Raw genomic sequence first — 24535 nt, forward strand, 5'->3', positions numbered from 1 at the left:
TCGATGCGTTCGGTCATCGGATGCTCCGTCCGGAGTGGTGCTCGTGCAGGAGCGCACGCAGCGTGGCGCGGGCCCGTTGGTACCGGCTGCGCACGGCCGGCTCGCTGGCACCGACGATCGCGGCGGCCTGCGCCAGGGTGAAGCCGTCCCACAGCACGAGTCGCACGACCTCGGCTTGGTCGACGGGAAGGCGCTCGATGGCGGCCCGGACCTCGATCGCATCGTCGGTCGGAAGCTCGGGCGGCAGCGCGGCGACCTGCTCCCGCAGCCGTGCTGCGAGCCGGACGCGCCGCACGTCGCCGCGCGCGGCGTTGGCCAGGACTCGTCGTGCGACGCCGAACAACCACATCCGCGCCTGCTCTTCGTCGCGCGGGATCAGTGCGGCGCGGCGGGCCGCGACGAGGAAGGTCTCGCCGAGCAGGTCGGCGGCGTCGGCGCGGTCGGCGACTCGACGCCCGAGATAGCTGAGCAGGTCGGCCGCGTTCGCCAGATAGGCCGCTTCGAGCCTGGTGGATGCCTCGGATGCCTCGAATGTCTCGGTGTCGTGCTCGGCCGTCATCGCTCGTCGTCCGCGTCGGAGGCATCGTCGCGGGCGCCACCACGGGCCCCGTCGCAGGGGCCGGCAGCGGCCTCGAGCGAGACGCTGCCGTCGTCGAAGAACCCGGCCTGCTCGAACTCAGCGGCGAACCGCGCGTACATGATCCGGGTCGCGGCGAGCGACAGGGTCGCCGGCGGCGGTGTCACCGAGGGATCCTCGGCTGCGAGCTGATCGCGTTTCGCCTGGTCCTGCTGCAACGCCGCACGAACTTCGCGCTCGGTGATCGACGCGAGCTCGTCGTCCCAATTCTCGTCGGCGAGGAACCGTCGCGCCTGCTCGAGACGACCATCGACCTCGGAGTCGGGCAGCGCGCCGTACACCGGCTGCACGCGGACCAGCACCTCGCACCGCCCGAGCGGGGTGCCCTCGCCGAACTCGAACGACCGCTCGGCGACGGCGTCGGGCGCCCAATCGAGCCAGCCGGCGATCGCGGGCACCGCTGCGGCAGCGCCGACTCCCGCACCGAGCAGGCCGAGCCCGAGCATCACGGTGATCGCGAGGCGGCCGGTTCGCCGGCGGCGCCGGTTCGCGGGTTGTGCGGCGGCGACCGCGAGCGCGAGGGCGAGCTCGCGGGTCTCGTCGGCCTCCCCGAGCGCGGTCGGCGCGGCAGCGCGCACGAGGTCGTCGAGCGGGTCGGTCATCAGGCCCTCCTTCGATGCATTCACCCAGTACATGTCCGGATGCGCCGGTTCGGCGTCAGCTTCGCCGAAGGTCGGCACGAGTCCCTACCGTGCTGACCTCTTCCGCCGCGCCCACGATTCGCCGTTCAGGAAGGCCGCCCGACTCCCCGGCGTGTCGGACCCGAATGGACGGCGTGTCGCCGACTCCTTCCTGATCCGCGAGGATGGACGACTCGGCGCCGGCTCGAGTTCCGCCCGGTGAAGGAATCGCCGAACTTTCGCCACGGAAACACCGGAACCGTGGCCAATCCCGCACCCGGGTGCCTACGCTCGTCCCAGAGATGCAGCAGCGCGGGGCATCTTCGACTCCGTCGACGATCCCGCGCGCCGCGGAGTCGTGAGGAGTACACGTGAAGGTCGGCATCGCCAGAGAGCGACGCGAGGGCGAGCTACGGGTGGCCGCCACACCCGAGTCGGTGCGGCAGTTGCGCGGCATCGGGCTGGAGGTGATCGTCGAGCGCGGGGCCGGGGATGCCGCGGGGTTCCCCGACGGCGGGTACGTCGACGCGGGGGCGACGCTCGTCGACACGCTCGACCTCGGCGAGCTCGATGTGCTCGCGCACGTGCGACCGCTCGACCCCGAGACGCCGGCGAAGCTGCGGGCCGGTGCCGTGACGGTCGGTCTCGGCTCGCCGGCGAGCGAGCTCGCGACGGTGCACGCGCTCGCCGAGGCATCCACGACGTCGTTCGCCCTCGAACTCGTGCCGCGGATCTCGCGAGCGCAGTCGATGGACGCGCTGACCAGCCAATCGCTGATCAGCGGCTACCGCTGCGTGCTCGAGGCGGCGATGCGGCTGCCGCGGTTCTTTCCGCTGTTCATGACCGCCGCGGGCACCATCCCGCCCGCGAAGGTGCTCGTGCTCGGTGCCGGCGTCGCCGGCCTCCAGGCGATCGGCACCGCGAAGCGGCTCGGGGCTCGCGTGTCGGCGAACGACGTGCGCGCGGCGTCGGCCGACGAGGTGCGCTCGATGGGCGGCACGTTCATCGACCTCGACCTGGCTGCGGCCGACGCCGCGGGGGGCTACGCGAAGGAACTCGGCGAGGATCGCGCCGAGCTGCAACGGCGCCTGCTCGCCCCGCACGTGGCCGAGGCCGACGTGCTCATCACGACGGCCGCGATCCCGGGCCGCGCCGCCCCACGACTGGTCACGGCCGAAATGGTGGCCGCCATGAAGCCCGGCTCGGTCATCGTCGACCTCGCGGCCGAGACCGGCGGCAACGTCGAGGGCGCGGTCGCCGGGTCGGATGTCCCGGTGCCCGTCGCGGGCGGCCACGGTCACGTCACGATCGTCGGCATGAAAGATGCCGCGTCGCGCATGCCGCACGATGCATCCAAGCTCTACGCGAAGAACGTGTCGAACCTCATCGAACTGCTCACCCACGACGGCGTCATCGCGCCCGACTTCGACGACGAGGTCGTCGCCGGCGCCTGCCTCACGCATGACGGCGAGGTGCGGCACCAGCCGACCGCGCAGGCGCTCGCCGAGGCATCCGTCGCAGCCCGCCCCACGGAAGGGATCGCCTGATGGACGCCATCGCCCTCGCCACCATCACCGTGCTGGCGATCTTCGTCGGCTTCGAGGTCGTCTCGAAGGTATCGAGCACCCTGCACACCCCGCTCATGAGCGGCACCAACGCGATCCACGGCATCGTGCTCGTCGGCGCGATCATCGTGGCCGGCCAGGCATCCGACCCGTGGGTGCTCGCCCTCGCGCTGCTCGCCGTCGTGCTCGCCACCGCCAACCTGGTCGGCGGCTTCGTCGTCACCGACCGCATGCTCGAGATGTTCAAGGGACGCAGAGCGGCGGATGCCTCGAAGCCCACGACCCCGAAGGGAGCCGCCGAGTGAGCGTGCTCGACCCGACCTGGAGCGCGCTGCTCTACCTCGTCGCCGCGATCTGCTTCATCCTCGCCCTGAAAGGTCTCTCCTCACCGAAGACGGCGCGACGCGGAAACCTGATCGGCGCATTCGGTGCGCTCGTCGCCGTCGTCACGGTGTTCCTGTCGAGCCGGCTCGAGAACATCCCCTGGATCCTGGCCGCGATCGCCGTCGGCACGGCGATCGCCTGGCCCGTCGCACGTCGTGTGCAGATGACGCAGATGCCGCAGCTCGTCGCCCTGCTGAACGGCGTCGGCGGCGGTGCGGCGGCGATCGTCGCGCTGCTCGAACTCGGCCACGCGGGCGACTGGTGGATCCGCCTCGCGGTCGTGCTCACCCTGGTGATCGGCGCGATCTCGTTCGCCGGGTCGATCATCACGTTCCTGAAGCTGCAGGGGATCATGTCGGCGCGCGCCATCCTCTTCCCGGGGCTGCCCGTCGTGATGGGGCTCGTGATCGTCGCGGCGATCACGGCGGGTGCCTGGGTCGTCGTCGCGGCGCCCGTGTGGGCGGCCGTCGTCGTGCTCGCCCTCGGCGCGGTGGTCGGCGTGCTGCTCGTGCTGCCGGTCGGCGGCGCCGACGTGCCCATCGTCATCTCACTGCTGAACGCGTTCACCGGCCTCGCGGTCGCCGCATCGGGGTTCGTGCTCGGCAACGTGCTGCTCATCATCGCGGGAACGCTGGTCGGAGCATCCGGAACCATCCTCACCCGCGCGATGGCCCACGCGATGGGCCGCAGCGTCGCGGGCATCCTGTTCGGGGCCTTCAAGGGCGGGTCGACCGCCGGATCGACGACCGAGAGCGACCGCCCGGTGCGCTCGTCGAACGCCGAGGACGTCGCGGTGCTGCTGGGCTACGCGCAGAAGGTCATCATCGTGCCGGGGTACGGGCTCGCGGTCGCACAGGGTCAGCACACCGTCGCCGAGCTGCGACAGGCGCTCGAGGCGCGCGGCACCGAGGTGTCGTTCGCGATCCACCCGGTCGCCGGCCGCATGCCCGGGCATATGAACGTGCTGCTCGCCGAAGCCGACGTGCCCTACGAGGCGCTGAAGGAGATGGGCGAGGTCAACAGCGAGTTCAAACAGGCGGATGTCGCGCTGGTCGTCGGCGCGAACGACGTCGTGAACCCCGCCGCGAAGTCGACCCCCGGGTCGCCGATCTACGGCATGCCGATCCTCGAGGCGGCCGACGCGAAGCAGGTGGTGTTCCTCAAGCGCTCGATGCGCCCCGGCTTCGCCGGCATCGAGAACGACCTGCTGTACGAACCGCAGACCACGCTGCTGTTCGGCGACGCGAAGGAGTCGCTCGCGAAGGTGCTCACCGCGGTGAAGGGGCTGTAGCGACCGCACCCATCCGCTGGGCGAGTGGCGAGCGACGAAGGAGCACGCGTATCGAGACCCCGTGAGATCCGCTGGGTCGCGTGGACCTCGACGCACCGTCGCTGCCCGCCCGCGCGCCTCGACCAGCGGAGCGGGTCTGTCTCACACCGTCGTCGACTCCCACTCGGCGTGCAGTTCGGCGAACTCGCCGCCCTCGGCGATGAGCTCGGCCGGCGAGCCGTCTTCGAGCAGCCTTCCCCCGCCGAGCACGAGCACGCGGTCGGCGATCTCGACCGTCGAGAGCCGGTGGGCGATGATGATCGCCGTGCGTCCGTCGAGCAGGCGAGCGAGCCCTCGCTGCACGAGGGCCTCGCTCGGCAGGTCGAGCGAGCTCGTGGCCTCGTCGAGGATCAGCACGGCCGGGTCGGCGAGGAACGCGCGCGCGAACGACACGAGCTGACGCTGACCCGCCGAGAGCCGCCCACCGCGCTTGTTCACGTCGGTGTCGTACCCGTCGGGCAGCAGTTCGATGAACCGGTCGGCGCCGACCGCGCGTGCCGCGGCGCGGATCTCGTCGGGGGTCGCCTCGGGTCGGCCGACGGCGATGTTCTCGGCGATCGAGCCGCTGAACAGGAACGCCTCCTGGGTCACCATGACGACGGCGCGGCGCAGGTCGGCGAACGCCACCTCGCGCACGTCGACGCCGTCGAGGCGCACGGCACCCTCGGTCACGTCGTAGAACCGGGCGACGAGCTTGGCGAGGGTCGACTTGCCCGCTCCGGTCGAGCCGACGAGCGCGACGGTCTGCCCGGCGGGGATCACCAGGTCGAGGTGCGGCAGGATGTCTCGTTCGGGCGTGTAGCCGAAGCGCACGTCGTCGAACTCGATCCGGCCGGCCGCGCGCGGCAGCGGCACCGGCTGGCGCGGCGGGCGGATGCTCGGCTGCTCTTCGAGCAGGCCCGAGATCTTCTCGAGCGCGGCGACCGACGACTGCAGCGAATTGTAGAACTGCGCCATGTCCTGCACGGGCGTGAAGAACCGCTTCGCGTAGAGCACCGCGGCCACGAGCGCACCGACCGCGAGCGTGCCCGAGAACACCCGGTATCCGTCGACGGCCAGCAGTGCGGCGACGGTCACGTTGCCGATGAGCACCAGGCCCGGGTTGTAGACGCCGATGAGCCCGACCGCGCGCTGGTCGGCGACGCGGTACTCGTCGGCGAGCCGGGTGTGCTCGTCGAGGTTGCGGCGCTCGCGGTGGAACGCCTGCACCGCGCGGTGCCCGGCCATGGTCTCGACGAACTGCACGATGAGGTTCGCCGACGCGACGCGCGTCGAGCGGTAGTGCAGCTGCGATCGCTGCTGGAACCACCTCGTCAGGAACCACACGGGTACCGCCGCGGCGAGCAGCACGAGCCCGCTCCACGGGTCGAGCACGAACAGGAGCCCGGCGATGAACGCCATGTACAGGAATCCCGACAGCAGCTGGTTCACGCCCGAGTCGAGCACTTCGCGTACCGCGTCGAGGTCGGACGTCTGCCGCGCGATGATGCGCCCCGACGTATACGTCTCGTGGAATTCGAGGCTGAGCCGCTGCGTGTGCAGGAACACCCGCTTGCGCAGGTCGAACAGCGCGGCCTGCGAGATCCGCGCGTTCAAGCGGATGAACCACAGCGTGAGGACCCCGCCCGCGACGGCCGCGGTCAGGTAGGCGCCGCCGTCGAACAGGATCCGCGTCGGGTCGCCGCTGATCAGGGCGGGCAGCCCGGCATCGAGGGCGGATGCCACGAGCAGCGGCCCGAGCGCCTTCGCACCCTGGGCGGATGCCACGAGCAGCAGCATGAGCGCGAACCGCCACCGCATCGGGCGCAGCAGCGAACCGAGCAGGCGCAGCGAACGCCGCCGCACGAAGCGGGCGCGCTCGCGCTCGAGCTGGATGTCGTCTTCGAATGCGACGCCGCTCATCGTCGTGCCCTCGCGATCGCCGTGGCGCCTGTCGGTTTCGCGGACGCGCCCGCCGGCTTCGCGGACGCGTCCGCCGGCTTCGCCGTCGCGGTGCGCCGCGCACGCGCGGCACCGTCGGCAGGGATCGGACCCGCTCCGGATTCGCGCACCGGGCGTGCCTGCCTGGCGAGCACCGAGCGGTACAGCTCGTGCGTCGCGAGCAGTTCGGCATGGGTGCCGACCGCGACGATGCGGCCCTCGTGCAGCAGCGCCACCCGGTCGGCGAGGGCGACGGTCGACGGGCGGTGCGCGACGACCAGCGTCGTGGTGCCGCGCAGCGAGGCCCGCAGGCGTTCGGTGACCAGCGCCTCGGTGCGCACGTCGAGCGCCGAGAGCGGGTCGTCGAGGATGAGCACCCGCGGCGCGGGGGCGATGGCGCGGGCGAGCGCGATGCGCTGGCGCTGGCCGCCCGACAGGCTGAGGCCCTCTTCGCCGATCATCGCGTCGACGCCGCCGGGAAGCGAGTGCACGAAGTCGGCGCCGGCGACGTCGAGCGCTTGCCGCAGCACGTCGTCGCCCGCGTCGGGCACGCCGAGCAGCACGTTCTCGCGCACCGATGCCGAGAACAGCACCGGCTCTTCGAAGGCCATCGACACGTGCGTGCGAAGCGTCCGCCGGTCGAGGTCGCGCACGTCGATGCCGCCGACCCGCACCGCGCCCCCGGTGACGTCGTACAGCCGCGGTACGAGCTGGGCGAGCGTGCTCTTGCCGCCGCCGGTGAGCGCGACGAGCGCGAGGGTCTCCCCCGGCTCGACGACGAGGTCGACACCGTCGAGCAGGTCGGCTGCCTCGGGCGGTGCGTCGGGATACCGGAAGCGCACCTCGGCGAACTCGAGCCGGACGCCTCGCTCCACACGGCCCGAACGAGCCGTCGAGACATCCGAGACATCCGAGACATCCGCGCTGTTCGAAGCATCCGTGCTGTCTGAAGGATCCATGCCGATCGAGGCATCCAAGCGCTGCCGTTCGCCCTCGGCGGGGTCGAGGATCGTGTTCGGTACGTCGAGCACTTCGAAGTACCGATCGATCGCGGCCTTGGCGTCCATCGACATCGCGAACTGCTCGCCCAGCCGGCCGAGCGGGCCGTTGACGAGGGCCGCGGTCGCGAAGAACGCGACCAGCGCGCCCACCGTGAGGTCGCCGTCGGCGACCAGGAACGCGCCCACGACGAGCGCGACCGCGAGAGCCGCCTCGGGCAGCAGGGTGAGCAGCATCGAGACGGTCGACAGCGAGCGCGACTTCGAGAGCTCGGTCTCGCGCAGCTCGTCGGCGCGGGCGGCGAACGAGTCGAGCGCGTCGCGCCCGCGCCCGAAGGCCTTCAGAACGCGGATGCCGCGGACCGACTCCTCGACGACCGTGGCGAGGTCGCCCGCCTGATCCTGGGCGAGGCGCGAGGCGATGCGGTACCGGCGGCGGAACCGGAAGCTCATGACGAGCACCGGCAGCGCGGCCGCCGCGTAGATCACGCCGAGCAGCCAGCTCGAGGCGAACATGAGCGCCGTGCCGATCGCGATCGTGATCGCGTTCACGCAGATCATGATCATGCCGAAGCTGATCCAGCGGCGGAACCGGCGGATGTCGCTCATCGACCTCGACAGCAACTGCCCGCTGCCCCACTCGTCGTGGAACGCGACCGGCAACTCGGTGAGGTGGGCGTAGAGGCGCACGCGCAGCTTCGCCTCGAGCTTCGTGCCCGGGGCGAGCACGAGCTGGCGGCGCGCGGTGAGCAGCGCCGCCTCGGCGATGCCGAGCGCGAGCACGATTCCGACGCCCCACCACAGGGCGACCGGGTCGGAGTCGGCGAAGAGCGGACCGTTCACGATCCACTGCAGCACCTGCGGGATCGCGAGCGCGACCGCGCTCGCCAGCACCGCCGTGGTCAAGCCGAGCGCGAGCCGGGGCACGACCTCGCGCGAAAGAGGATAGAGGCGCAGCAGCGATCGGCTGAACGAGCTCTCGGCGGTACCGGTCATTCGTCCTCCGTGGCGAGGGTGTGCGCGGCCGCAGCGGCGACCGCATCGGCGAGCTCGGCGATGCGTTGCGGGTCGTCGGGAAGCCTGGTCGTGGCGACCCGGATGTGCGGGGCCAGGTCGCCGAAGGTGCTCCGCGAGCCCGGGCTGGCCGAGACGCCGTGCTCGGCCAACCGCAGCAACGCATCGCGCTCGTCGGCCACCGGCACCCAGGCGAAGAACCCGCCCGCCCCCTGCGCGGAGATGCCCCGTGCTGCGAGCGCGTCGAGCAGGGCGCGGTTACGGCGGGCGTACGTCTCGGCAGCGGCGGTGATCAGGGCGTCGGCCGACGCGTCCCGCATGAGCGCGGCGAGGGCGTCCTGCAGGAGTGGATTCGGCCGTGCGCCTTCGAGCCGCTGCACCTCGGCGACGGCGTGAACGGCGGTGCTCCCGCCCGCGAGGACCGCGGTCTGCAGCAACGGACCGAACGCGCGCGCGAGGTGCACGACCCTGAGCACTCGGTCGGGCAGCACTGCGCCGAGGCTCTCCCCCCTGGTCGTGCCACCGCCGGGGTGCCGGCCGCCGAGCGGCCCGGCAGGATCTTCCTCGAGGATCCACGGCGGCGCCGGAGCATTCGCGATGAGCTCCGCGAGTTCGTCGCGTCGACGCCTGGTGAGCGAAGCGCCGAGCGGAACCGCGGCGACCGGCTGGAACGCCAGCATCGTCAGGCCCTGCTCGAGAGCCGCCGCGACCGATTCGGGCAGCGGACCATCCGCGTCGGAGGCGATGGGGACCACCCGCGCGCCCGCGGCGCGGAGCAGGGCGAGGTTCCGCACGCACGTCGGATCCTCGACGGCGACGACATCGCCGGGTCGGAGGAGAGCGGTGTAGGCCAGGTGCATCGCGGCGTGCATGCCTGGCGCGGCTGCCACGGCCTGGGGGGTGAAGGAGAGCCCCGGGACGACTGCCGTGCGGAGGGCCGGTGTGATCAGGTCGCTGCCGGAGTCGTCGGTGGTGTCGATCGCGGCGACGAGAAACGCGGTGGGGTCGGGGAGGAAGGCGGGATCGGCGCTTGCACGGCCGAGGTCGATGCGGTCGCGTCGGAGGAAGGCCCCGGCGACGTCGGGATCGCTCGAGCGGCCGACTCCCGTATCGCCCAGGGCGAGTCCGGCGGTGCCGGGGGTCTCAGCGCTGCGCGACGACACCGTCGTGCCGCCCCGGCGCCGAGTGTCGAGCAGACCGAGCCGCCTGAGCTCCGTCCACGCGTCGGCGACCGAGCCCACGCTGGTATCGAGCGCCGCGGCGACATCGCGAATCGTGGGCAGGCGGGTGCCTGGCGGCAGGGCGCCCGAGGTGATGAGGTCGGCGATGGTGCGGCGGATGTCCTCGGACCGGGTGCCGCCGATCCGCTCCGCCAAGTCGAGCGCCGTGAGCGTTCCCTCGGTAGCGATCTCCATCGGTTCCTCCTTCCCATACGAATGTTCAGACTAGAGACGAGCATATCCGAACATAACCGCAATGTAATCCGAGGTCATGTGCAGACATTGGAGAACATATTCGCCGGCCCGGATTGACGACCGTTTTGTCTGCTGAGGAGCATTGCGGTCACGGCGGATGCATTCCCCGCCATCGACCGACAGCAACCGCTCACCGAGCGGTCCAGAACCGAAAGCAGACCATGACCCTCCGATCGAAGCATCCGCGGGCCCGCCTCGTCCTCGCCGGCGTCGCCCTCGTCGGTGCCGCCGCGATGCTCGCCGGTTGCGCCGGCCCCGCTCAGGACGAGGTGCCGACCGCGGATTCGCAGACCGACCTCGCTCGCCCGCCCGCCGAGGACGACCCGAACGCCGTCGCCGGCGGCACGCTGCGCCTCTCGACGTCATCCGACCCGGTGTGCCTCGACGGCCACCAGGTCTCGACCGCGCAGCTGCAACTCCTCGGCCGCATCATCTACGACAACCTCGTCAGCCTCGACGCCGACGGCAACCCGTCGCCGTGGCTCGCGGAATCGTGGGACATCTCCGAGGACGGACGCACGTACACCTTCCACCTGCGCGACGACGTGACCTTCAGCGACGGGACGCCGTTCGACGCGGCAGCAGTGGTTTCGAACTTCGATCACATGGCCGCTCCCGAGACCAAGTCCCCGCTGGCTGCCGCGTACATCGACCCGATCGCCTCCACTCGTGTGATCGACGACGAGACGCTCGAAGTGAAGCTCGACTACGCGTACAGCCCGTTCCTCTACGTGCTCGCGCAAGGGTGGCTCGGTCTCATCTCGCCGAAACAGCTCGCCGAGCACCCCGAGCAGACGTGCCTGCAGCCGATCGGCAGCGGCCCGTACGTCGTCGAGAAGTACACGCCGGGCGAGGGCGTCACGTTCGCCAAGCGCGCCGACTACGACTGGTCGGCCGACTATCTGAACCATGACGGTCCCGCCTACCTCGATCGCATCGAGATCAGCTTCATCACCGAGCCCGCTGTCCGGTACAGCTCGCTTGTCAGCGGTGAGTTCGACGCGACCGACAACATCGCCCCGCAGAACGCCGCGGCGATCGAGGCGGATTCGTCCATCGAATACCACAACATCTCGCGCATCGGGAACCCGCAGCGCATCACGCTCAACACCTCACGCCCGCCCTTCGACGACCTGAAGGTCCGGCAGGCGCTCGCGCTCGGCATCGACTCCGAGGGCATTGCGGAGGCCGTCGGGTTCGGTGAGTACGAGCCGCGCCACGCGTTCCTCTCGCCGACGACGCAGTACTACGACCCCGCTGCCGAAGAGGCGTGGGAGTACGACCCCGACCGCGCGGGCGAACTGCTCGACGAGGCGGGCTGGAGCACGATCGACGCCGACGGGTATCGAACGAAGGACGGTCAGCGGCTCACGGCCGAATTCCCCGTCACCGAGACCGCCACGCCTGGCTCGCTCAACGACCTCATCCAGTCCGAACTGAAGAAGCTGGGTGTCGAACTGAAGCTCATCCAGTTGCCGAGCGCCGAGGCGCAGGAGCGCCGCCGAAACGGCGACTACGACATCGGCACGGGTGTGTGGCACACGAACACCCCCGACGCCCTCTACATCGTGTACGCATCCGGCGAGATCACCTCACCTGAGCGCATCGGGCAGAACACTTCCCGACTGACCGACGCTGAGCTCGACGGAATCCTCCTCGACGCGCGCCAGACGACCGACACCGAGGAGCTCGCCGAGCTCTACGGCAAGGCACAGGCGAGGCTCGCCGAACTCGCTCCGGCGATCCCGCTGTACGACTTCTATACGCCGTGGGCCGTGCACGACAACCTCCATGGCGTGCTCGCCGACTCGTCGCACGGTGTGCCCCTCTTCACGATCGCGTGGCTCGAACCATGACCGAGACGACTGTCGACGGGGCGGCGGAAGTGTCCGCCGCCCCCGAGTCGCCGACGCGGTCGTGGACCGCAGGCATCGCGCGGGGACGCGTGACCCGCACGGTCCGCGCGCTCGGCCTGACCGTCGGGCGACGCGTCCTGAGCGGCATCCTCGTGCTCTGGGGCGCCGCGACGCTGACCTTCCTCGCACTCCACGTGCCGAAGGGAGACCCGGCGATCATGCTGCTCGGAGGCAGCGAGGCGAACCCCACGCCCGAGGTGCTGGCGCAGGTGCGTGCCGAGTGGGGGTTCGACCGTCCGATCTGGGAGCAGTACGCCCGGTACTTCGGCCGTCTGCTCTCGGGCGACCTCGGCACGTCCTACCAGCAGCGGATGCCGGTGGCCGACGCGATCGGCATCCAACTCGGGCCGACCGTGGTGCTGGCCTTCACCGCCGCGGGCGTGTCAGTCGTGCTCGCGATCGTCGTCGCCCTCGCGACCGCGAAGCGCGGGCGGGTGCTCACCGGGTTCGCCTCCGGCACCGGCATCCTCCTCGCGAGCATTCCGGGTTTCGTGCTCGGCATCCTGCTGCTCTTCCTGTTCGCCGCACTGATCCCCATCTTCCCGTCCTCAGGGACCGACGGCATCGAACGGCTGGTGCTTCCCGTCCTCACGCTCGCGCTGCCGATCGCTGCGACGCTCGCCCAGGTGATGCGCACCGAACTCGACGAGGTGCTCGAGCAGCCCTTCATCCTCACCGCTCGCACCCGCGGGCTGAGCGCCACCGCAGTCAAGATCCGTCACGCGCTGCGCCACTCGCTCGTGCCCATCGCGACGATGACGGGCTTCGTGATCGCGAACCTGCTCGGCGGGGCGGTGCTGGTCGAGACGGTGTTCAGCCGTCAGGGCATCGGCCGGCTCGCGCTCGCCGCCGTACAGAACCAGGACTTGCCGCTCGTGCTGGGCGTCGTCCTGTTCGCGGCGCTCGTCTTCGTCGTCGTGAATCTCGTCGTCGACGTGCTGTACTCCGTCATCGACCCGAGGCTGGCGACGGCATGAGCGCGGCAACGACATCCGTCCTCGACGCGACGGTCGCGGCCCCCGCGCGAGCGCGTCGGCGCCCGCTCTGGTTGCGTACGAGCATCGTCGCTTCGGCGGCGTTCCTCGCTCTGATCATCTCGGCCGCGCTCTTCCCCACCATCTTCGCTCCCTATGACCCGCTCGAAGTCGACCTTCGGGCGATCCTCGCGCCGCCGAGCGTCGACCACTGGTTCGGCACCGACGACGCCGGACGGGATGTGTTCAGCCGCATCGTCCACGGTGCGGCGGCCTCGCTCGCGATCGGCTTCGGGGCGACGATCATCGGAGTCGTGGGCGGCAGCCTGCTCGGCCTCCTCGCCGGCCTCGGGCCGCGCTGGGCCGACGCGAGCGTCATGCGTCTCGTCGACTGCCTGGTCGCAGTGCCGGACATCCTGCTCGCGATGATCGTGATCACCCTCGCGGGCGGAGGCACGATGAACGCGCTCATCGCCGTCGGCATCGCGAGCATCCCGAGCTACGCCCGGATCATCCGGGCGCAGTCGCATCAGGTGCGCGTCGCACCATACATCGAGGCCGCGCGCACGCTCGGCATCGGCAGCGGGCTCATCGCCGTGCGGCACGTGTTCCCGAACGCCTTCCGCCCGCTCATTCCGGTGATCGCGCTGCGCATCGGCGGTGCGATCGGTGCGGGGGCCGGCCTGAGCTTCCTCGGCCTGGGGGCGCAGCCGCCGGAGGCCGAATGGGGCGCGATGATCGCCTCGGCTCGCAACTTCCTCGTCAACGACCCGCTCCTCGTGTTCTGGCCTTCGCTCGCGGTGACGCTCACCGTGCTCGCGGTCGGCGTGATCGGGCGGGAACTTAAGCAGCGACTCGAAGGGAGGGGCCTCGGATGACGATCGAGGTCTTGGAACGGCCGGCCCCGGGTGCGGGTGGCTCGGGCGCGGCACGTGAGAGCCGTGAGGGCTCGTCGGCCGGCGGCGGGCCGCCCACACCGGTGATCGAGGTGTCGGGTCTCGAGGTGGCCTTCCACCACCACGACCACGGCTGGCGCCGTGTCGTACGCGGAATCTCGCTCGAGGTGTCGCCAGGTGAATGCCTCGCCCTCGTCGGCGAGTCGGGCTCGGGCAAGTCGGTCACGTCGCGGTCCTTGGTCGGCCTGGCCGGCGAGCGTTCGCGTGTGCACGCCGATCGGCTGGCGATCGACGGTGTCGATGCCCGTCAGTTCTCGGAACGGAGCTGGCGAGGCATCCGCGGTTCGCGCATCGGCTTCGTACTGCAGGACGCGCTGGCGTCGCTCGACGGATTGCGACCCGTCGGCAGGGAGATCGGCGAGACGCTCGAGCTGCACACCCGGTTGACGCGCAAAGAGCGCGCACAACGGGTCGTGGAGTTGCTCACCGAGGTCGGAGTCCCCGAGCCCGAACTGCGCGCACGGCAGCATCCGTACGAACTGTCGGGGGGCCTTCGCCAGCGAGCGTTGATCGCCTCGGCGATCGCCGCGTCCCCGAAGGTGCTCATCGCCGACGAGCCGACGACCGCGCTCGACGCGACTGTGGCCGCGCAGATTCTGCGCCTGCTCGGACGTCTCAAGTCGGATGACGGCGCGATGCTGCTCGTGAGCCACGATCTCGCGGTCGTCGCGAGCATCGCCGACCGCATCGCCGTCATGCGCGACGGCGAGATCGTCGAGGCCGGCACGACCGAGGCCGTGCTTCACGATCCGCAGCACGAGTACACGAAGCGACTGCTCGCTGCGATTCCTTCCGCCGCTTCGAGAGGTTCGCGCCTCTCGCCCGACTCACCTCCCGCGGGCGTCTCGCGCGGGCGGTCGGCGGCGCGGCGGGTCGAAGCGGATGCCACGGCGCCATCGCCTGCGATCGACTCGGTGCCGGACGGCGGCCCGCTGATCGAGGCATCCGGGCTGGTGAAGCGATTCCGCGGACCGGACGGCATCGATCGCACCGTCGTCGACGACGTGTCCTTCGTACTCGGACGAGCCGAGACGCTGGGGATCGTCGGCGAGTCCGGTTCGGGGAAGACCACGGTGGCGCGGATCGCGCTGGGCGTCGAGACCGCCACCGAGGGAGAGGTTCGCGTCGCGGGTCGGCGTTGGCAGGATCTCGGCGGCGCTGAGCGCTCGAGGATCCGCCGACGCATCCAGGTGGTGTCGCAGGACCCGCTCGGATCGTTCGATCCGCGCTACACGGTGCGCAAGGTGCTCGACGAAGCGCTCGGCGTCGCCGGCATCCGAGGCGGTGCGCGCACCGCCCGGGAGCGCGAACTGCTCGATCTGGTGCGGCTCGAGCACGCGACCCTCGAACGCCGGCCGCTCGACCTCTCGGGCGGCCAGCGCCAACGCGTCGCGATCGCGCGCGCCCTCGCGGTCGATCCGGACGTGATCGTCGCCGACGAGCCGGTCTCCGCGCTGGATGTCTCGGTGCAGGCGCAGATCCTCGACCTGTTCGAGGACATCCAGCGCGAGTACGGCGTCGCTTACCTCTTCATCTCGCACGACCTCGGTGTCGTGCATCACGTCGCCGACCGCGTGCTCGTCATGAAGGACGGCCGCGTCGTCGAATCGGGTGAGGCCGACGCCGTATTCCACCGTCCATCGCATCAGTACACCCGTGCCCTGCTCGACGCGATTCCGAGCATTGCATCTGCCCGACGCACCAGCTCCACCACCACGGAAGGCGCACCACGATGACCGCAGACCGACCTCGCCGCATGAGCCTCGGGATGAACGTCCTCGGCCTCGGCGGGCACGCCGCCGCAGCCCATCTCCACGAGGTGCCGCCGACGGCGACCACCGATGTCGACTACTTCGTGAACATCGCGAAGATCTCCGAGCGCGGCGCGCTCGACGGCATCTTCCTCGCCGACGGTCCGGCGTATCAGGGTGGGCGAGCAGGCGGCGGCAAGCTCGATCCGATCGTGCTGCTGACCGCGGTGGCGGCCGCGACCGAGCGCATCGGGGTGATCGCGACCGCGTCGACGTCGTACAACCATCCCTACAACCTGGCCCGCCGGATCGCTTCGCTCGACCACATCAGTCGCGGGCGGGCGGGCTGGAACGCGGTCACCACCGCGGGCGATGCCGCGGCCCGCAACTTCGGGCAGGACGGCGCCGCGTTCCACTCCGATCGCTACCGTCGCGCCGACGAGTTCATCGACGTCGTGACGAAGGCGTGGGGCAGCTGGGCGCCCGACGCGACTCGGCTCGGACCCGACGGGCTCATCGATCGCCGCCCCGACGCCGTGCAGCCGATCGGCCACACGGGCGAGTTCTTCTCGGTCGAGGGCGCGGGAACCCTGCCCCGCACTCCGCAGGGCCGACCGGTGATCGTGCAGGCCGGCGCATCCGAGGGCGGCAAGAACCTCGGCGCGAGGTGGGCCGACGCGATCTTCACGGCGCAGACGACGCTGGAGGACGGCATCGCGTTCGCCCGTGACATCCGAGCCCGCGCCGCGGCCTTCGGCCGCAATCCGAACCATGTGCGCATCCTGCCCGGTCTCTCGACCGTGATCGGTTCCACCGAAGAGGAGGCGCAGCGACGCTGGGACGAGCTCGACTCCCACCTGTCGTTCGAACAGGAGTACGCGCAGATCTCGGGGCGGCTCGGCGTCGACGTGCGGGAGCTCGACCTCGACGCGCCGCTGCCGTGGGAGAAGTTCCCGAAGCCCGATGACTCGTTCCGCACCAGCCACGGCTTCCTCGAGGCGCAGCTCAGCCTGGCGCGGCGTGAGAACCTGACCCCGCGTCAGCTCGTGAAGCGCATCCGCAGCGGGCACCGGCTCGCGGTCGGCACGCCCGAGCAGATCGCCGACACGCTCGAGCAGTGGTTCCGGGCGGGTGCCGGAGACGGGTTCAACATCATGCCCGACGCGTTCCCGTCGGGTGCCGAGATCTTCGTCGACCACGTCGTGCCCGAACTGCGCCGTCGCGGACTGTTCCGGCACGAGTACGAGGGCACGACGCTGCGCGATCACCTCGGGCTGCCGCATCACGACCTGATCGAGGCCGACGAGCGCGAGCGGGCCGGGTCGCGAGCGCTCGCGAGCTGATCGGATGCCACGTCGCCGGTGCATCTCGTAGGACTCGCGCGGCGACACGCCGACGGGGCGGCGCGGCCTCCGGCGTGTCGGCCGCCGACTCCTACGCTCGGCGCACGCCCGCGACTCGACGACGGACCGGCCGGCCTGGTCGTGACGCAGCCGCCTCCCAGCGAGCCCGCGCGTAGGATGGGTCGGTATCCCTCCTGACGTGAAAGAGGTCCCGGTGGCCGAGGTCCACGACGCTGCGCCGAGCACGGCCGGCTCCTGGGTCGTCCCCGTCGTGCGAGGCATCCTCGCTCTCGTGCCCGCCGTGGTGATCACGTTCAATCAAGACCACTCCCCCGCGCTCGGCCTGGGCGTGTTCGGCTGGTGGGCCGTCGTCGCCGGCGCCGTCGTCGGCGCGCTCACCCTGCGGCTCCAGCCCGATCGGGTCGTTCGGGGCGTCTCAACCGTGACCGCGGTGGTCACCGTGGTCGCCGGCATCCTCGCGCTCAGCCTGGGGTCGAGCCTGCCCGTACTGCTGTACCTGGTCAGCGTCTGGGCCGCCGTCACCGGATTCGCCGAACTCTACCTCGGCGTGCGTGGCCGCGGTCGGGCGCCCGAAGCACGCGATTGGACGACGGTCGGCGCCTTCACCGCGCTGCTCGCGGTGCTCTTCCTGCTGCTGCCGCCCGACGCGGTCACCGCCGTCGGATTCCTCGGCGTCTACTTCGTGATCATCGGCGTGGCACTGCTCATCGGCGGCTTCTCGCTCAAGTGGGCGGCGAACCGCCCGGCCTCGGATGCCTCGCCGGCGAGCCCGGCCGCGGCATCCGAGGCATCCGCACCCGAAACGGAGCAGTCGTGACCGATCCCTACAAGCCGAACAAGCGCGATGTGCTGCGCCCCGCCGAGTACGTCGGCGGCGCCGCGATCGCGGCGATCTTCGTCGGCGTGATCGTGCTGGCCGGCACGCACGACTGGATCACCGCGCTCATCGGCACCGGCGGCGTGTTCATCGTCGTGCTGGTCGTGCTCGCGCTGCTGCAGATGGCGATCAAGCCCGACGCGTCCGAGCGTGCCGAACTCGAGGGCGACGGCCCCGACGAGCACACCGAAGACCGCCCGGGCCTGCACTAGCCCGCCGCACTGCCTCGCTCGCGACTGAGGTCGATCTGAGCGACTGAGGCTCGGCCAGACCAGGCCCATACGCGCAAATCGACCTCAGTCGTGCGGCGCCAGCCGGTCGACGAGTTCGTCGGCGAGGCCCACGTACGACGCGGGCGTGAGCGCGAGCAGGCGCTGCTTCGCGGCATCCCCGATCTCGAGCGATGAGACGAACTCCGCCAGCTCGGCCGCACCGACCCGCTTGCCGCGCGTGAGCTCCTTGAGCAGCGCGTACGGGTCGCTGATCGTCGACTGGCCCGCGACGACCTCGCCGCGGATGACGGTCTGGATCGCCTCGCCCAGCACCTCCCAGTTGTGGTCGAGGTCGTCGAGCAGCAGCGCCCGATCGAGGTCGATCTCGCCGAGTCCGCGCAGCAGGTTGTCGAGCGCGAGCAGCGAGTGCCCGAACCCGACGCCGATGTTGCGCTGCGCCGACGAGTCGGTGAGGTCGCGCTGGAGGCGCGAGGTGACGAGGGTCGCGGCGAGCGAGTCGAGCACGGCGCTCGACAGCTCGAGGTTCGCCTCGGCGTTCTCGAACCGGATCGGGTTGACCTTGTGCGGCATCGTCGACGAGCCGGTCGCGCCGGCGGCCGGGATCTGCCGGAAGTACCCGAGCGAGATGTAGGTCCAGATGTCGGTCGCCAGGTTGTGGAGGACCCGGTTCGCGTGCGAGACGCGAGCGTAGAGCTCGGCCTGCCAGTCGTGCGATTCGATCTGCGTGGTGAGCGGGTTCCAGGTGAGCCCGAGCGACTCGACGAACTCGCGCGACACGTCGGGCCACGAGACATCCGGCACCGCGACGACGTGCGCCGAGAACGTGCCGGTTGCGCCCGAGAACTTGCCCAGGTACTCGGTCTGCTCGACCTGCCGGGCGATGCGCTGCAGCCGGTGCGCGAACACCGCGAGCTCTTTGCCCATCGTGGTGGGCGTCGCGGGCTGGCCGTGCGTGCGCGAGAGCATCGAGGCATCCCGGTGCTCCTCGGCGAGCTCGGTCAGTCGCGCGATCACGAGACCGAGCTTCGGCAGCCAGATCTGCTGCACCGCATCGCGCACGGTGATGGCGTAGGAGAGGTTGTTGATGTCTTCGCTCGTGCAGGCGAAGTGGGTGAGCTCGGCGATCGAGTCGAGGCCGAGCAGCTCGAGCCGCCGCCGCACGTAGTACTCGACGGCCTTCACGTCGTGCCGGGTCGTCGCCTCGAGCGCGGCGAGCTCGTCGATGTCGGCCTGGCCGAAGTCGGTGACGACCGCGCGCAGCGCGTCCTTCTGCGAGGGCGTGAGCGGCTGCGTGCCGAAGAATCCGCGGTCGGTCTGGGCGATCAGCCACTCGACCTCTACGTGGATGCGCGCACGGTTGAGCCCGGCCTCGGAGAGATGCTCGCCCAGCGATCCGACCGCCGCGCGGTAGCGTCCATCGAGCGGGCTGAGCGGCTGGGGAGGCAGCGAAGTCATCGGATTCCTTGTCTGAGAGCCGGCGCGAGTTGCCGGAAGAGCGCCGTGGTCGACCGCTCTATCATCCCAAGAACTCGATCGAAGGTCTCCGCGTCCGAGTAATAGGGGTCGGGCACGTCCTGCAGCGGCGCCAGTTCGGGCTCGAACTCGAGCAGCAGGCGCACCTTGTGCTGATCGGTCGCGTTCGTCGCCCAGTTGCGCAGGATGCGCGCCTGCCCGCGGTCGAACGCGACCACGAGGTCGAGCTCGCCGAAGTTCGTCGGGTCGAACTGCCGCGCCCGGTGCTTCGAGCCGTCATAGCCCGCGCGGTCGAGTGCGTCGATGGTGCGCTGGTCGGCCTGCTCGCCGACATGCCAGTCGCCGGTCGCGGCGGACTCGATCGCGAGCGCGCCGTCGAGCCCCGCGCGTTCGGCGAGGGAGCGCAGCACGACCTCGGCCATCGGCGAGCGGCAGATGTTGCCGGTGCACACGAAACTGATCCGAAACGGCGCTGCGTCGGCCCCCGCGGGTTCCGCTCGCGTCATGCGCCCTATTCTGGTGGACATCGCGCGCCCGCGCAGCAGCGATTTTCGGGGGCGCGGCCGGGTTCGGAGGGCGGGGATGTCGGGTTCGGATGCCTCGCGGCGGTCGCCTGCGACGGATGCCTCGCCGGCGCGCCGTGCGGCCGACGCTCCCCCGGCGGATGTCGCACTGGACGCGCCGCTCGTCGCCGCGCTCGTCGCGGCGCAGCATCCCGACCTGATGGGCGAGGTGCGGGAGGCGGCGAGCGGGTGGGACAACGCGGTCTTCCGGCTGGGCGAGCGGCTGGCGGTGCGGATGCCGCGACGAGAGCTCGGCGCCCGGCTCGTCGCCGGCGAGCAGCGCTGGCTGCCCGAGCTCGCCCCACGGCTGCCGGTGCCGGTGCCCGCGCCGACGCGTGAAGGGCGGCCGGGGCTCGGCTACCCATACCCGTGGAGCATCGTGCCGTGGTTCGACGGGGTCGACGCGGCATCCGTCGCACCCGCCGGGCGGATCGGTGCCGCCGACGGTCTCGCCGCCTTCCTCGTGGCGCTCGGCGATCCCGATGCACCCGTGCCGACCGACGCGCCGGCGAATCCCTTCCGAGGCGTGCCGCTCGCCGAGCGCGACGCGATCACACGCGAGCGGCTGGCAGCGGCCGTGGCCGGTGGCCTCATCGATGCCGCCGCCGCAACCGTGCTCGACGCGGTGCGCGCCGACGCGCTCGCTGCGCCGGTCTGGGCGGGGCCGCGGGTGTGGGTGCACGGCGATCCGCATCCGGCGAACCTGCTGCTCGAGACATCCGGAGCGCTCGCCGCCGTGCTCGACTTCGGCGACCTGACCTCGGGCGACCCGGCCGGCGACCTCGCGACCGCGTGGCTCACCTTCGATGCGGCCGGGCGGGCACGGTTCCACGCCGCGGTCGAGGCGCGACGCGAGACGGACGCCGCGGATTGGCGCCGCGCGCGCGGCTGGGCCGTGGCGCTGGGGCTCGCGATCGTGACGGCGGTCGGCGTCGACGGCAGGATCGGAGGCATCGGCGCGCACGCGCTCGCCGAGGTGGTCGCCGAGGCGGGCTGAGCACTCCTCCCCACCTGGGCGTCGCGCCGACCACGTCCACATCGGGGCTCTGCCGCGCCTCGCCGTGTCGAATCGGCGCGACGATCGCGGGATGACCGACATCATCGACCTGATCAGCGGACGCGCCGTCGCGCGCGAGCAGCTCGAGGCCGGGCGCGCGAGCCTTCGGCGCCTCCAGGCGCTCGTCGACGAACTCAGCGGCGCCAGGCCCACGGTGCTGCCCGTGGGGGCGCCGGTGGGGTGGGCGTCGTCGGCCGCCGACCGATACGCCGAGCGACTCGACGCGCTTCGCGCCGCATTCGCGGCCGTCGTGATCCAGGCCGAGGCAGCCGAACAGGCGCTGCGAGATCGGGTCCGCCGCCTCGAGGCACGGTCGGAGGCGGCCGACGCGGCGCTCGGCGAGGCGGCCGGGCCCGGAGCCGGGTGGTGAGCGACGACGACCTGATGGTGTCCTCGAGCGGCGTTGGCGGCGCCGCCCGGGTCGCGACCGAGGCGATCGCCGCCGAGGCGAGCGTGCTCGGGGCGGCCGCGTACCGAATCGACGACTGGCGCGAGCGGTTGCGGGTGACGATGCTCGGGCTCGAGGCCTCGGGCATCCGCGACGCGACCGAATACGGCACCGACTCGTTCGGCATCCCCCTCGCGCACGCCCGCGACGGCCTCGACCGCCTGCTCGCCGAGCTCGCCGACCTTCGCACGTCGCTCACCGAGGCGGCCGCGCGCTACGGCGATACCGAGGCGCGCATCAGCGCGATGGGGGATCTCGGCGCGCGGGTGGCCGCCTACACCGCCGGCCTCGCGTGGCCGCTGTGGCTGCCCGGCGCGATCATCGGCAGGCACCTCTTCGCCGGGTGGCGCACGTTCGATCGGCGCGGGGCGGACGCGGCGTTCGCGCGCGTGCTGCGCGACCCGATGGTGCTGCGCGCGTTGCACTCGGCCGGCGGCTCGGTCGATGAGTTCTTCGCCGGCCTGCGCGGCGTTCCGTTGCCGATCGCGCTCATGGTCGGTGCGAAGCGCGGTGCGCCAGAGAACGCGCGGGCCCTGCTCGACGCGGCCGCGCTCGCCGGGTTGCTGGGCTCGTCGTACCTCCGCGAGGGCCCGGTGACGGTGCGGCAGGCGCCGACGCCGCAGTCGGCTCTGCCGCCCGCCGGTCGCGCGTCGGCAGTCGCCGGCCGGCCGACGCCGCCGCCTGCCGGGGTCGGCGAGCTCGCCCGGCGCGTCCCGTCGCCTGATGAGGTGGGCGATCCGCAGATCGCCGTCGAACGGTACGAGGTCGACGGCCGGCCGCGATGGATCGTCTACATCGGCGGCACGGTCGACTTCACGATCGATCCCGGCGAACAGGCGCTCGACGGCACGAACGACCTGGCGTCGGTCGCCGAATCGTCGCGGTTCGATCCTTCCGCGCTGATCCCCGTGGATTCGGCCGCGGCGAGTCGCGCGGTGCGCGACGCCCTGCTCGCCGCCGGCGCCGACCCGGCCGACCCGGTGCTGCCGATCGGATTCTCGGCCGGCGGCATCACCGCCGCCGGGCTCGTCGAAGACCCCGAGTGGCACACCGTCGCGGGGGTGTCACTCGGCGCTCCGGTGTCGCAGGTCGACGTCGGCGCGACGCCCTTCCTCGAGGTGGCGCACTCGGACGACCTCGTGCCGACCGTGGGCGGCGGCACCGCCGCCGACGATCGCATCCGGGTGTCGGCCAGGGGCGTGTTCGACGAGACGGAGTTCGATCGGCCGGCCGCGGCGCACGATCTCAAGCTCTACCAGGCGACGGCAGCCCGCGTCGATGGCCTCGACGATCCGAAAGTGCAGGAGTTCGAGCAGCTCGTGCAGGAGTTCACCGGCGGCGCGCGGGGCGTGCGCACCGAGTGGGTCGCGTCGCGTGACGAGTGAACGGCGTCGGTCGCGTGCCGGCGTCAGTCGCGCCCGGGGCGCACGACCAACCCGATGAGCCAGCTGATGAGCCCGAGCACGAGTGCGCCGAGCACGCCCCACCAGAAGCTCTCGACCGTGAGCCCGAAGCCCATCAGGTCGCTGAACCACGCCACGATGAGCAGCAGCAGCCCGTTCACCAGGAACGAGACCAGCCCCAACGTGATGACGTAGAGCGGGAACGCCACGATACGGATCGCGGTGCCGACGATGGCGTTCACGAGTCCGAAGATGAGCGCGACGAGCAGGTAGGTGAGGATCGTGGCGATCTCGGTGTCCTCGTAGGGAACCACCTTCACGCCGGCGACGATGAGCGTCGTCAACCACAGTGCGAACGCCGAGACGATGACCTTCAAGAGGAACCGCATGCCTCAACTCTGGCAGACGACCGCCCGCGATCGTAGGGGTACCGTGGATCCCGTGACCCCAGCTGCACCCGAGACGCCGAACAACGCCGTTCGACTCCGCCCCGAGATCGCCGCACTCCCCCCGTACCGGCAGGGCCGACCCGCACCCGCCGACGGCTACAAGCTGTCGAGCAACGAGAACCCGTTCGACCCGCTGCCCGTCGTCGTCGATGCCATCACGGCGTCCGCGGCATCCGTCAACCGCTACCCCGACGCGACCGCGCTCGCGCTGCGCGAGAAGCTCGCCGAGCGATTCGGCGTCACCGCCGACGAGATCATCGTCGGCGCCGGTTCGGTCGCGCTCATCGCGCAGTTCATCCTCGCCGCGTGCGCACCGGGCGACGAGGTCGTCTACTCATGGCGGTCGTTCGAGGCGTACCCCGGGCTCTGCACCGTCGCCGGCGCGACGAGCGTGCAGGTGCCGAACCGGCCAGACCACGGCCACGACCTCGACGCGCTCGCCGCGGCCGTCACCGACCGCACCCGGGTGATCATCGTCTGCTCCCCCAACAACCCCACCGGTCCGCTCGTCACCGCCGACGAGTTCGCCGCGTTCATGGCGAAGGTGCCCAGCGACCGCCTCGTGCTGCTCGACGAGGCGTACATCGAGTTCGTGCGGGCGGAGTCGACCGGCCCCGGGGCATCCGTCGACGGCGCGACGCTGACCGGCCGATACCCGAACCTGGTCGTGCTGCGCACCTTCTCGAAGGCCTACGGCCTCGCCGGTCTGCGCGTCGGGTACGCCATCGGCCCGGTGCCGATCCTCGACGCCGCGCGCGCGACCGCCATTCCGCTCGGCGTCACCGGTCAGGCCGCCGCCGCCGCGGTCGCCTCGCTCGAGCCAGACGCCGAGGCCGAGCTTCGCCGCCGGGTCGACGTGATCGTCGAGCGCCGCGAGGCGCTGCGTGCCGCGCTCATCGCGCAGGGCTGGGCGATCCCCGAGGCGCACGGCAACTTCGTGTGGCTGCCCACCGGCGAGCACACGGTCGCCGTCGCCGAGCGGCTGTTCGACGCGGGCGTCGTCGCCCGGGCGTTCCCGCCCGAGGGCATCCGTATCTCGGTCGGCGAGGCATCCTCTGTCGAGGTTCTCACCGAGATTCTGGGCCAGCTTGTCGGAACCTCACAAGCGTAGGCGCTGACCGCGAGGGT

The 24535-nt window shown here is 71.3% G+C and carries 22 protein-coding genes; 14 read left to right on the forward strand and 8 right to left on the reverse strand.

The window, feature by feature from the left end; translation table 11 throughout:
- Positions 1-13: 13 nt before the first annotated feature.
- A complete protein-coding gene (locus tag FLP10_RS09085; RefSeq protein WP_149160575.1) occupies positions 14-559 on the reverse strand; it encodes an RNA polymerase sigma factor in 546 nt (181 codons plus the stop codon).
- Complete coding sequence (locus tag FLP10_RS09090) at positions 556-1239, reverse strand: hypothetical protein (RefSeq protein ID WP_149160576.1); 684 nt, start codon at positions 1237-1239, stop codon at positions 556-558. The genes FLP10_RS09085 and FLP10_RS09090 overlap by 4 nt, the downstream gene beginning before the upstream one ends.
- A 389-nt stretch (positions 1240-1628) precedes the next feature.
- Between FLP10_RS09090 and FLP10_RS09095 the strand changes: the two genes are divergently transcribed.
- The 3 genes from FLP10_RS09095 to FLP10_RS09105 are packed head-to-tail and all read left to right on the forward strand — an operon-like array spanning position 1629 to position 4497.
- Entirely contained in the window at positions 1629-2804 is a 1176-nt protein-coding gene (locus tag FLP10_RS09095; protein WP_149160577.1) for a Re/Si-specific NAD(P)(+) transhydrogenase subunit alpha, read from the forward strand.
- A complete protein-coding gene (locus FLP10_RS09100) occupies positions 2804-3127 on the forward strand; it encodes an NAD(P) transhydrogenase subunit alpha part 2 (protein ID WP_149160578.1) in 324 nt (107 codons plus the stop codon). The genes FLP10_RS09095 and FLP10_RS09100 overlap by 1 nt, the downstream gene beginning before the upstream one ends.
- On the forward strand, positions 3124-4497 hold the full coding sequence (locus tag FLP10_RS09105; protein WP_149160579.1) for an NAD(P)(+) transhydrogenase (Re/Si-specific) subunit beta: 1374 nt from the start codon (positions 3124-3126) through the stop codon (positions 4495-4497). The genes FLP10_RS09100 and FLP10_RS09105 overlap by 4 nt, the downstream gene beginning before the upstream one ends.
- Before the next feature lie 141 nt (positions 4498-4638).
- On the opposite strand, the gene FLP10_RS09110 is transcribed toward FLP10_RS09105, so the two are convergent.
- The 3 genes from FLP10_RS09110 to FLP10_RS09120 are packed head-to-tail and all read right to left on the reverse strand — an operon-like array spanning position 4639 to position 9883.
- Positions 4639-6438, reverse strand: coding sequence for an ABC transporter ATP-binding protein (locus tag FLP10_RS09110; protein ID WP_149160580.1), 1800 nt, complete (start codon positions 6436-6438; stop codon positions 4639-4641).
- The gene (locus FLP10_RS09115; RefSeq protein ID WP_168209149.1) at positions 6435-8450 is read right to left on the reverse strand and encodes an ABC transporter ATP-binding protein; all 2016 of its coding nucleotides are present in this window, start codon (positions 8448-8450) and stop codon (positions 6435-6437) included. The genes FLP10_RS09110 and FLP10_RS09115 overlap by 4 nt, the downstream gene beginning before the upstream one ends.
- Positions 8447-9883, reverse strand: a complete 1437-nt coding sequence (locus FLP10_RS09120) for a GntR family transcriptional regulator (RefSeq protein ID WP_149160581.1) — start codon at positions 9881-9883, stop codon at positions 8447-8449. Before FLP10_RS09120 ends, FLP10_RS09115 begins: the two co-directional genes overlap by 4 nt.
- 221 nt (positions 9884-10104) lie before the next feature.
- Between FLP10_RS09120 and FLP10_RS09125 the strand changes: the two genes are divergently transcribed.
- The 7 genes from FLP10_RS09125 to FLP10_RS09155 all read left to right on the forward strand — a co-directional run bounded on the left by FLP10_RS09125 (position 10105) and on the right by FLP10_RS09155 (position 17993).
- Positions 10105-11799 carry an ABC transporter substrate-binding protein gene (locus FLP10_RS09125; protein WP_149160582.1) on the forward strand — a complete coding sequence of 565 codons (1695 nt, stop codon included), beginning with the start codon at positions 10105-10107 and terminating at the stop codon, positions 11797-11799.
- The gene (locus FLP10_RS09130) at positions 11796-12836 is read left to right on the forward strand and encodes an ABC transporter permease (RefSeq protein ID WP_149160583.1); all 1041 of its coding nucleotides are present in this window, start codon (positions 11796-11798) and stop codon (positions 12834-12836) included. The genes FLP10_RS09125 and FLP10_RS09130 overlap by 4 nt, the downstream gene beginning before the upstream one ends.
- A complete protein-coding gene (locus tag FLP10_RS09135; protein WP_149160584.1) occupies positions 12833-13711 on the forward strand; it encodes an ABC transporter permease in 879 nt (292 codons plus the stop codon). Before FLP10_RS09130 ends, FLP10_RS09135 begins: the two co-directional genes overlap by 4 nt.
- Complete coding sequence (locus FLP10_RS09140) at positions 13708-15525, forward strand: dipeptide ABC transporter ATP-binding protein (protein WP_149160585.1); 1818 nt, start codon at positions 13708-13710, stop codon at positions 15523-15525. Before FLP10_RS09135 ends, FLP10_RS09140 begins: the two co-directional genes overlap by 4 nt.
- A complete protein-coding gene (locus FLP10_RS09145) occupies positions 15522-16883 on the forward strand; it encodes an NtaA/DmoA family FMN-dependent monooxygenase (RefSeq protein ID WP_149160586.1) in 1362 nt (453 codons plus the stop codon). The genes FLP10_RS09140 and FLP10_RS09145 overlap by 4 nt, the downstream gene beginning before the upstream one ends.
- Positions 16884-17097: 214 nt before the next feature.
- Complete coding sequence (locus tag FLP10_RS09150; protein ID WP_149160587.1) at positions 17098-17721, forward strand: DUF308 domain-containing protein; 624 nt, start codon at positions 17098-17100, stop codon at positions 17719-17721.
- The gene (locus FLP10_RS09155; protein WP_149160588.1) at positions 17718-17993 is read left to right on the forward strand and encodes an ABC transporter ATP-binding protein; all 276 of its coding nucleotides are present in this window, start codon (positions 17718-17720) and stop codon (positions 17991-17993) included. The genes FLP10_RS09150 and FLP10_RS09155 overlap by 4 nt, the downstream gene beginning before the upstream one ends.
- An 84-nt stretch (positions 17994-18077) precedes the next feature.
- Here FLP10_RS09155 and purB read toward each other — a convergent pair whose 3' ends face one another.
- Together purB and FLP10_RS09165 are read right to left on the reverse strand one after the other, a co-directional pair.
- Positions 18078-19469 (reverse strand): adenylosuccinate lyase, encoded by a 1392-nt coding sequence (gene purB, locus FLP10_RS09160; RefSeq protein WP_149160589.1) that lies wholly within the window; start codon positions 19467-19469, stop codon positions 18078-18080.
- Entirely contained in the window at positions 19466-19993 is a 528-nt protein-coding gene (locus tag FLP10_RS09165) for a low molecular weight protein-tyrosine-phosphatase (RefSeq protein ID WP_149160590.1), read from the reverse strand. Before FLP10_RS09165 ends, purB begins: the two co-directional genes overlap by 4 nt.
- A gap of 76 nt (positions 19994-20069) precedes the next feature.
- Here FLP10_RS09165 and FLP10_RS09170 point away from each other — a divergent pair, with 76 nt between their 5' ends.
- From FLP10_RS09170 to FLP10_RS09180, 3 genes are all read left to right on the forward strand, one after another.
- A complete protein-coding gene (locus tag FLP10_RS09170) occupies positions 20070-21047 on the forward strand; it encodes an aminoglycoside phosphotransferase family protein (RefSeq protein ID WP_149160591.1) in 978 nt (325 codons plus the stop codon).
- Between the two features lie 91 nt (positions 21048-21138).
- Positions 21139-21477 carry a hypothetical protein gene (locus FLP10_RS09175; RefSeq protein ID WP_149160592.1) on the forward strand — a complete coding sequence of 113 codons (339 nt, stop codon included), beginning with the start codon at positions 21139-21141 and terminating at the stop codon, positions 21475-21477.
- Positions 21474-22940 carry a WXG100 family type VII secretion target gene (locus FLP10_RS09180; RefSeq protein ID WP_149160593.1) on the forward strand — a complete coding sequence of 489 codons (1467 nt, stop codon included), beginning with the start codon at positions 21474-21476 and terminating at the stop codon, positions 22938-22940. Before FLP10_RS09175 ends, FLP10_RS09180 begins: the two co-directional genes overlap by 4 nt.
- 23 nt (positions 22941-22963) lie before the next feature.
- Here FLP10_RS09180 and FLP10_RS09185 read toward each other — a convergent pair whose 3' ends face one another.
- On the reverse strand, positions 22964-23347 hold the full coding sequence (locus tag FLP10_RS09185; protein ID WP_149160594.1) for a phage holin family protein: 384 nt from the start codon (positions 23345-23347) through the stop codon (positions 22964-22966).
- 52 nt (positions 23348-23399) lie between these two features.
- Here FLP10_RS09185 and FLP10_RS09190 point away from each other — a divergent pair, with 52 nt between their 5' ends.
- Complete coding sequence (locus FLP10_RS09190; RefSeq protein ID WP_246149964.1) at positions 23400-24518, forward strand: histidinol-phosphate transaminase; 1119 nt, start codon at positions 23400-23402, stop codon at positions 24516-24518.
- Positions 24519-24535: the final 17 nt, after the last annotated feature.

Source organism: Agromyces intestinalis, from assembly GCF_008365295.1.
GTDB lineage: Bacteria > Actinomycetota > Actinomycetes > Actinomycetales > Microbacteriaceae > Agromyces > Agromyces intestinalis.

Bases quoted from the DNA above. Each gene is read 5' to 3' on its own strand.
- FLP10_RS09130 (WP_149160583.1), top strand. From the start codon at position 11,796: ATGACCGAGACGACTGTCGACGGGGCGGCGGAAGTGTCCGCCGCCCCC.
- FLP10_RS09120 (WP_149160581.1), bottom strand. From the start codon at position 9,883: ATGGAGATCGCTACCGAGGGAACGCTCACGGCGCTCGACTTGGCGGAG.
- FLP10_RS09115 (WP_168209149.1), bottom strand. From the start codon at position 8,450: ATGACCGGTACCGCCGAGAGCTCGTTCAGCCGATCGCTGCTGCGCCTC.
- FLP10_RS09175 (WP_149160592.1), top strand. From the start codon at position 21,139: ATGACCGACATCATCGACCTGATCAGCGGACGCGCCGTCGCGCGCGAG.
- FLP10_RS09140 (WP_149160585.1), top strand. From the start codon at position 13,708: ATGACGATCGAGGTCTTGGAACGGCCGGCCCCGGGTGCGGGTGGCTCG.
- FLP10_RS09185 (WP_149160594.1), bottom strand. From the start codon at position 23,347: ATGCGGTTCCTCTTGAAGGTCATCGTCTCGGCGTTCGCACTGTGGTTG.
- FLP10_RS09085 (WP_149160575.1), bottom strand. From the start codon at position 559: ATGACGGCCGAGCACGACACCGAGACATTCGAGGCATCCGAGGCATCC.
- FLP10_RS09110 (WP_149160580.1), bottom strand. From the start codon at position 6,438: ATGAGCGGCGTCGCATTCGAAGACGACATCCAGCTCGAGCGCGAGCGC.
- FLP10_RS09090 (WP_149160576.1), bottom strand. From the start codon at position 1,239: ATGACCGACCCGCTCGACGACCTCGTGCGCGCTGCCGCGCCGACCGCG.
- FLP10_RS09125 (WP_149160582.1), top strand. From the start codon at position 10,105: ATGACCCTCCGATCGAAGCATCCGCGGGCCCGCCTCGTCCTCGCCGGC.
- FLP10_RS09165 (WP_149160590.1), bottom strand. From the start codon at position 19,993: ATGACGCGAGCGGAACCCGCGGGGGCCGACGCAGCGCCGTTTCGGATC.
- FLP10_RS09145 (WP_149160586.1), top strand. From the start codon at position 15,522: ATGACCGCAGACCGACCTCGCCGCATGAGCCTCGGGATGAACGTCCTC.
- FLP10_RS09100 (WP_149160578.1), top strand. From the start codon at position 2,804: ATGGACGCCATCGCCCTCGCCACCATCACCGTGCTGGCGATCTTCGTC.
- FLP10_RS09135 (WP_149160584.1), top strand. From the start codon at position 12,833: ATGAGCGCGGCAACGACATCCGTCCTCGACGCGACGGTCGCGGCCCCC.
- purB (WP_149160589.1), bottom strand. From the start codon at position 19,469: ATGACTTCGCTGCCTCCCCAGCCGCTCAGCCCGCTCGATGGACGCTAC.
- FLP10_RS09170 (WP_149160591.1), top strand. From the start codon at position 20,070: ATGTCGGGTTCGGATGCCTCGCGGCGGTCGCCTGCGACGGATGCCTCG.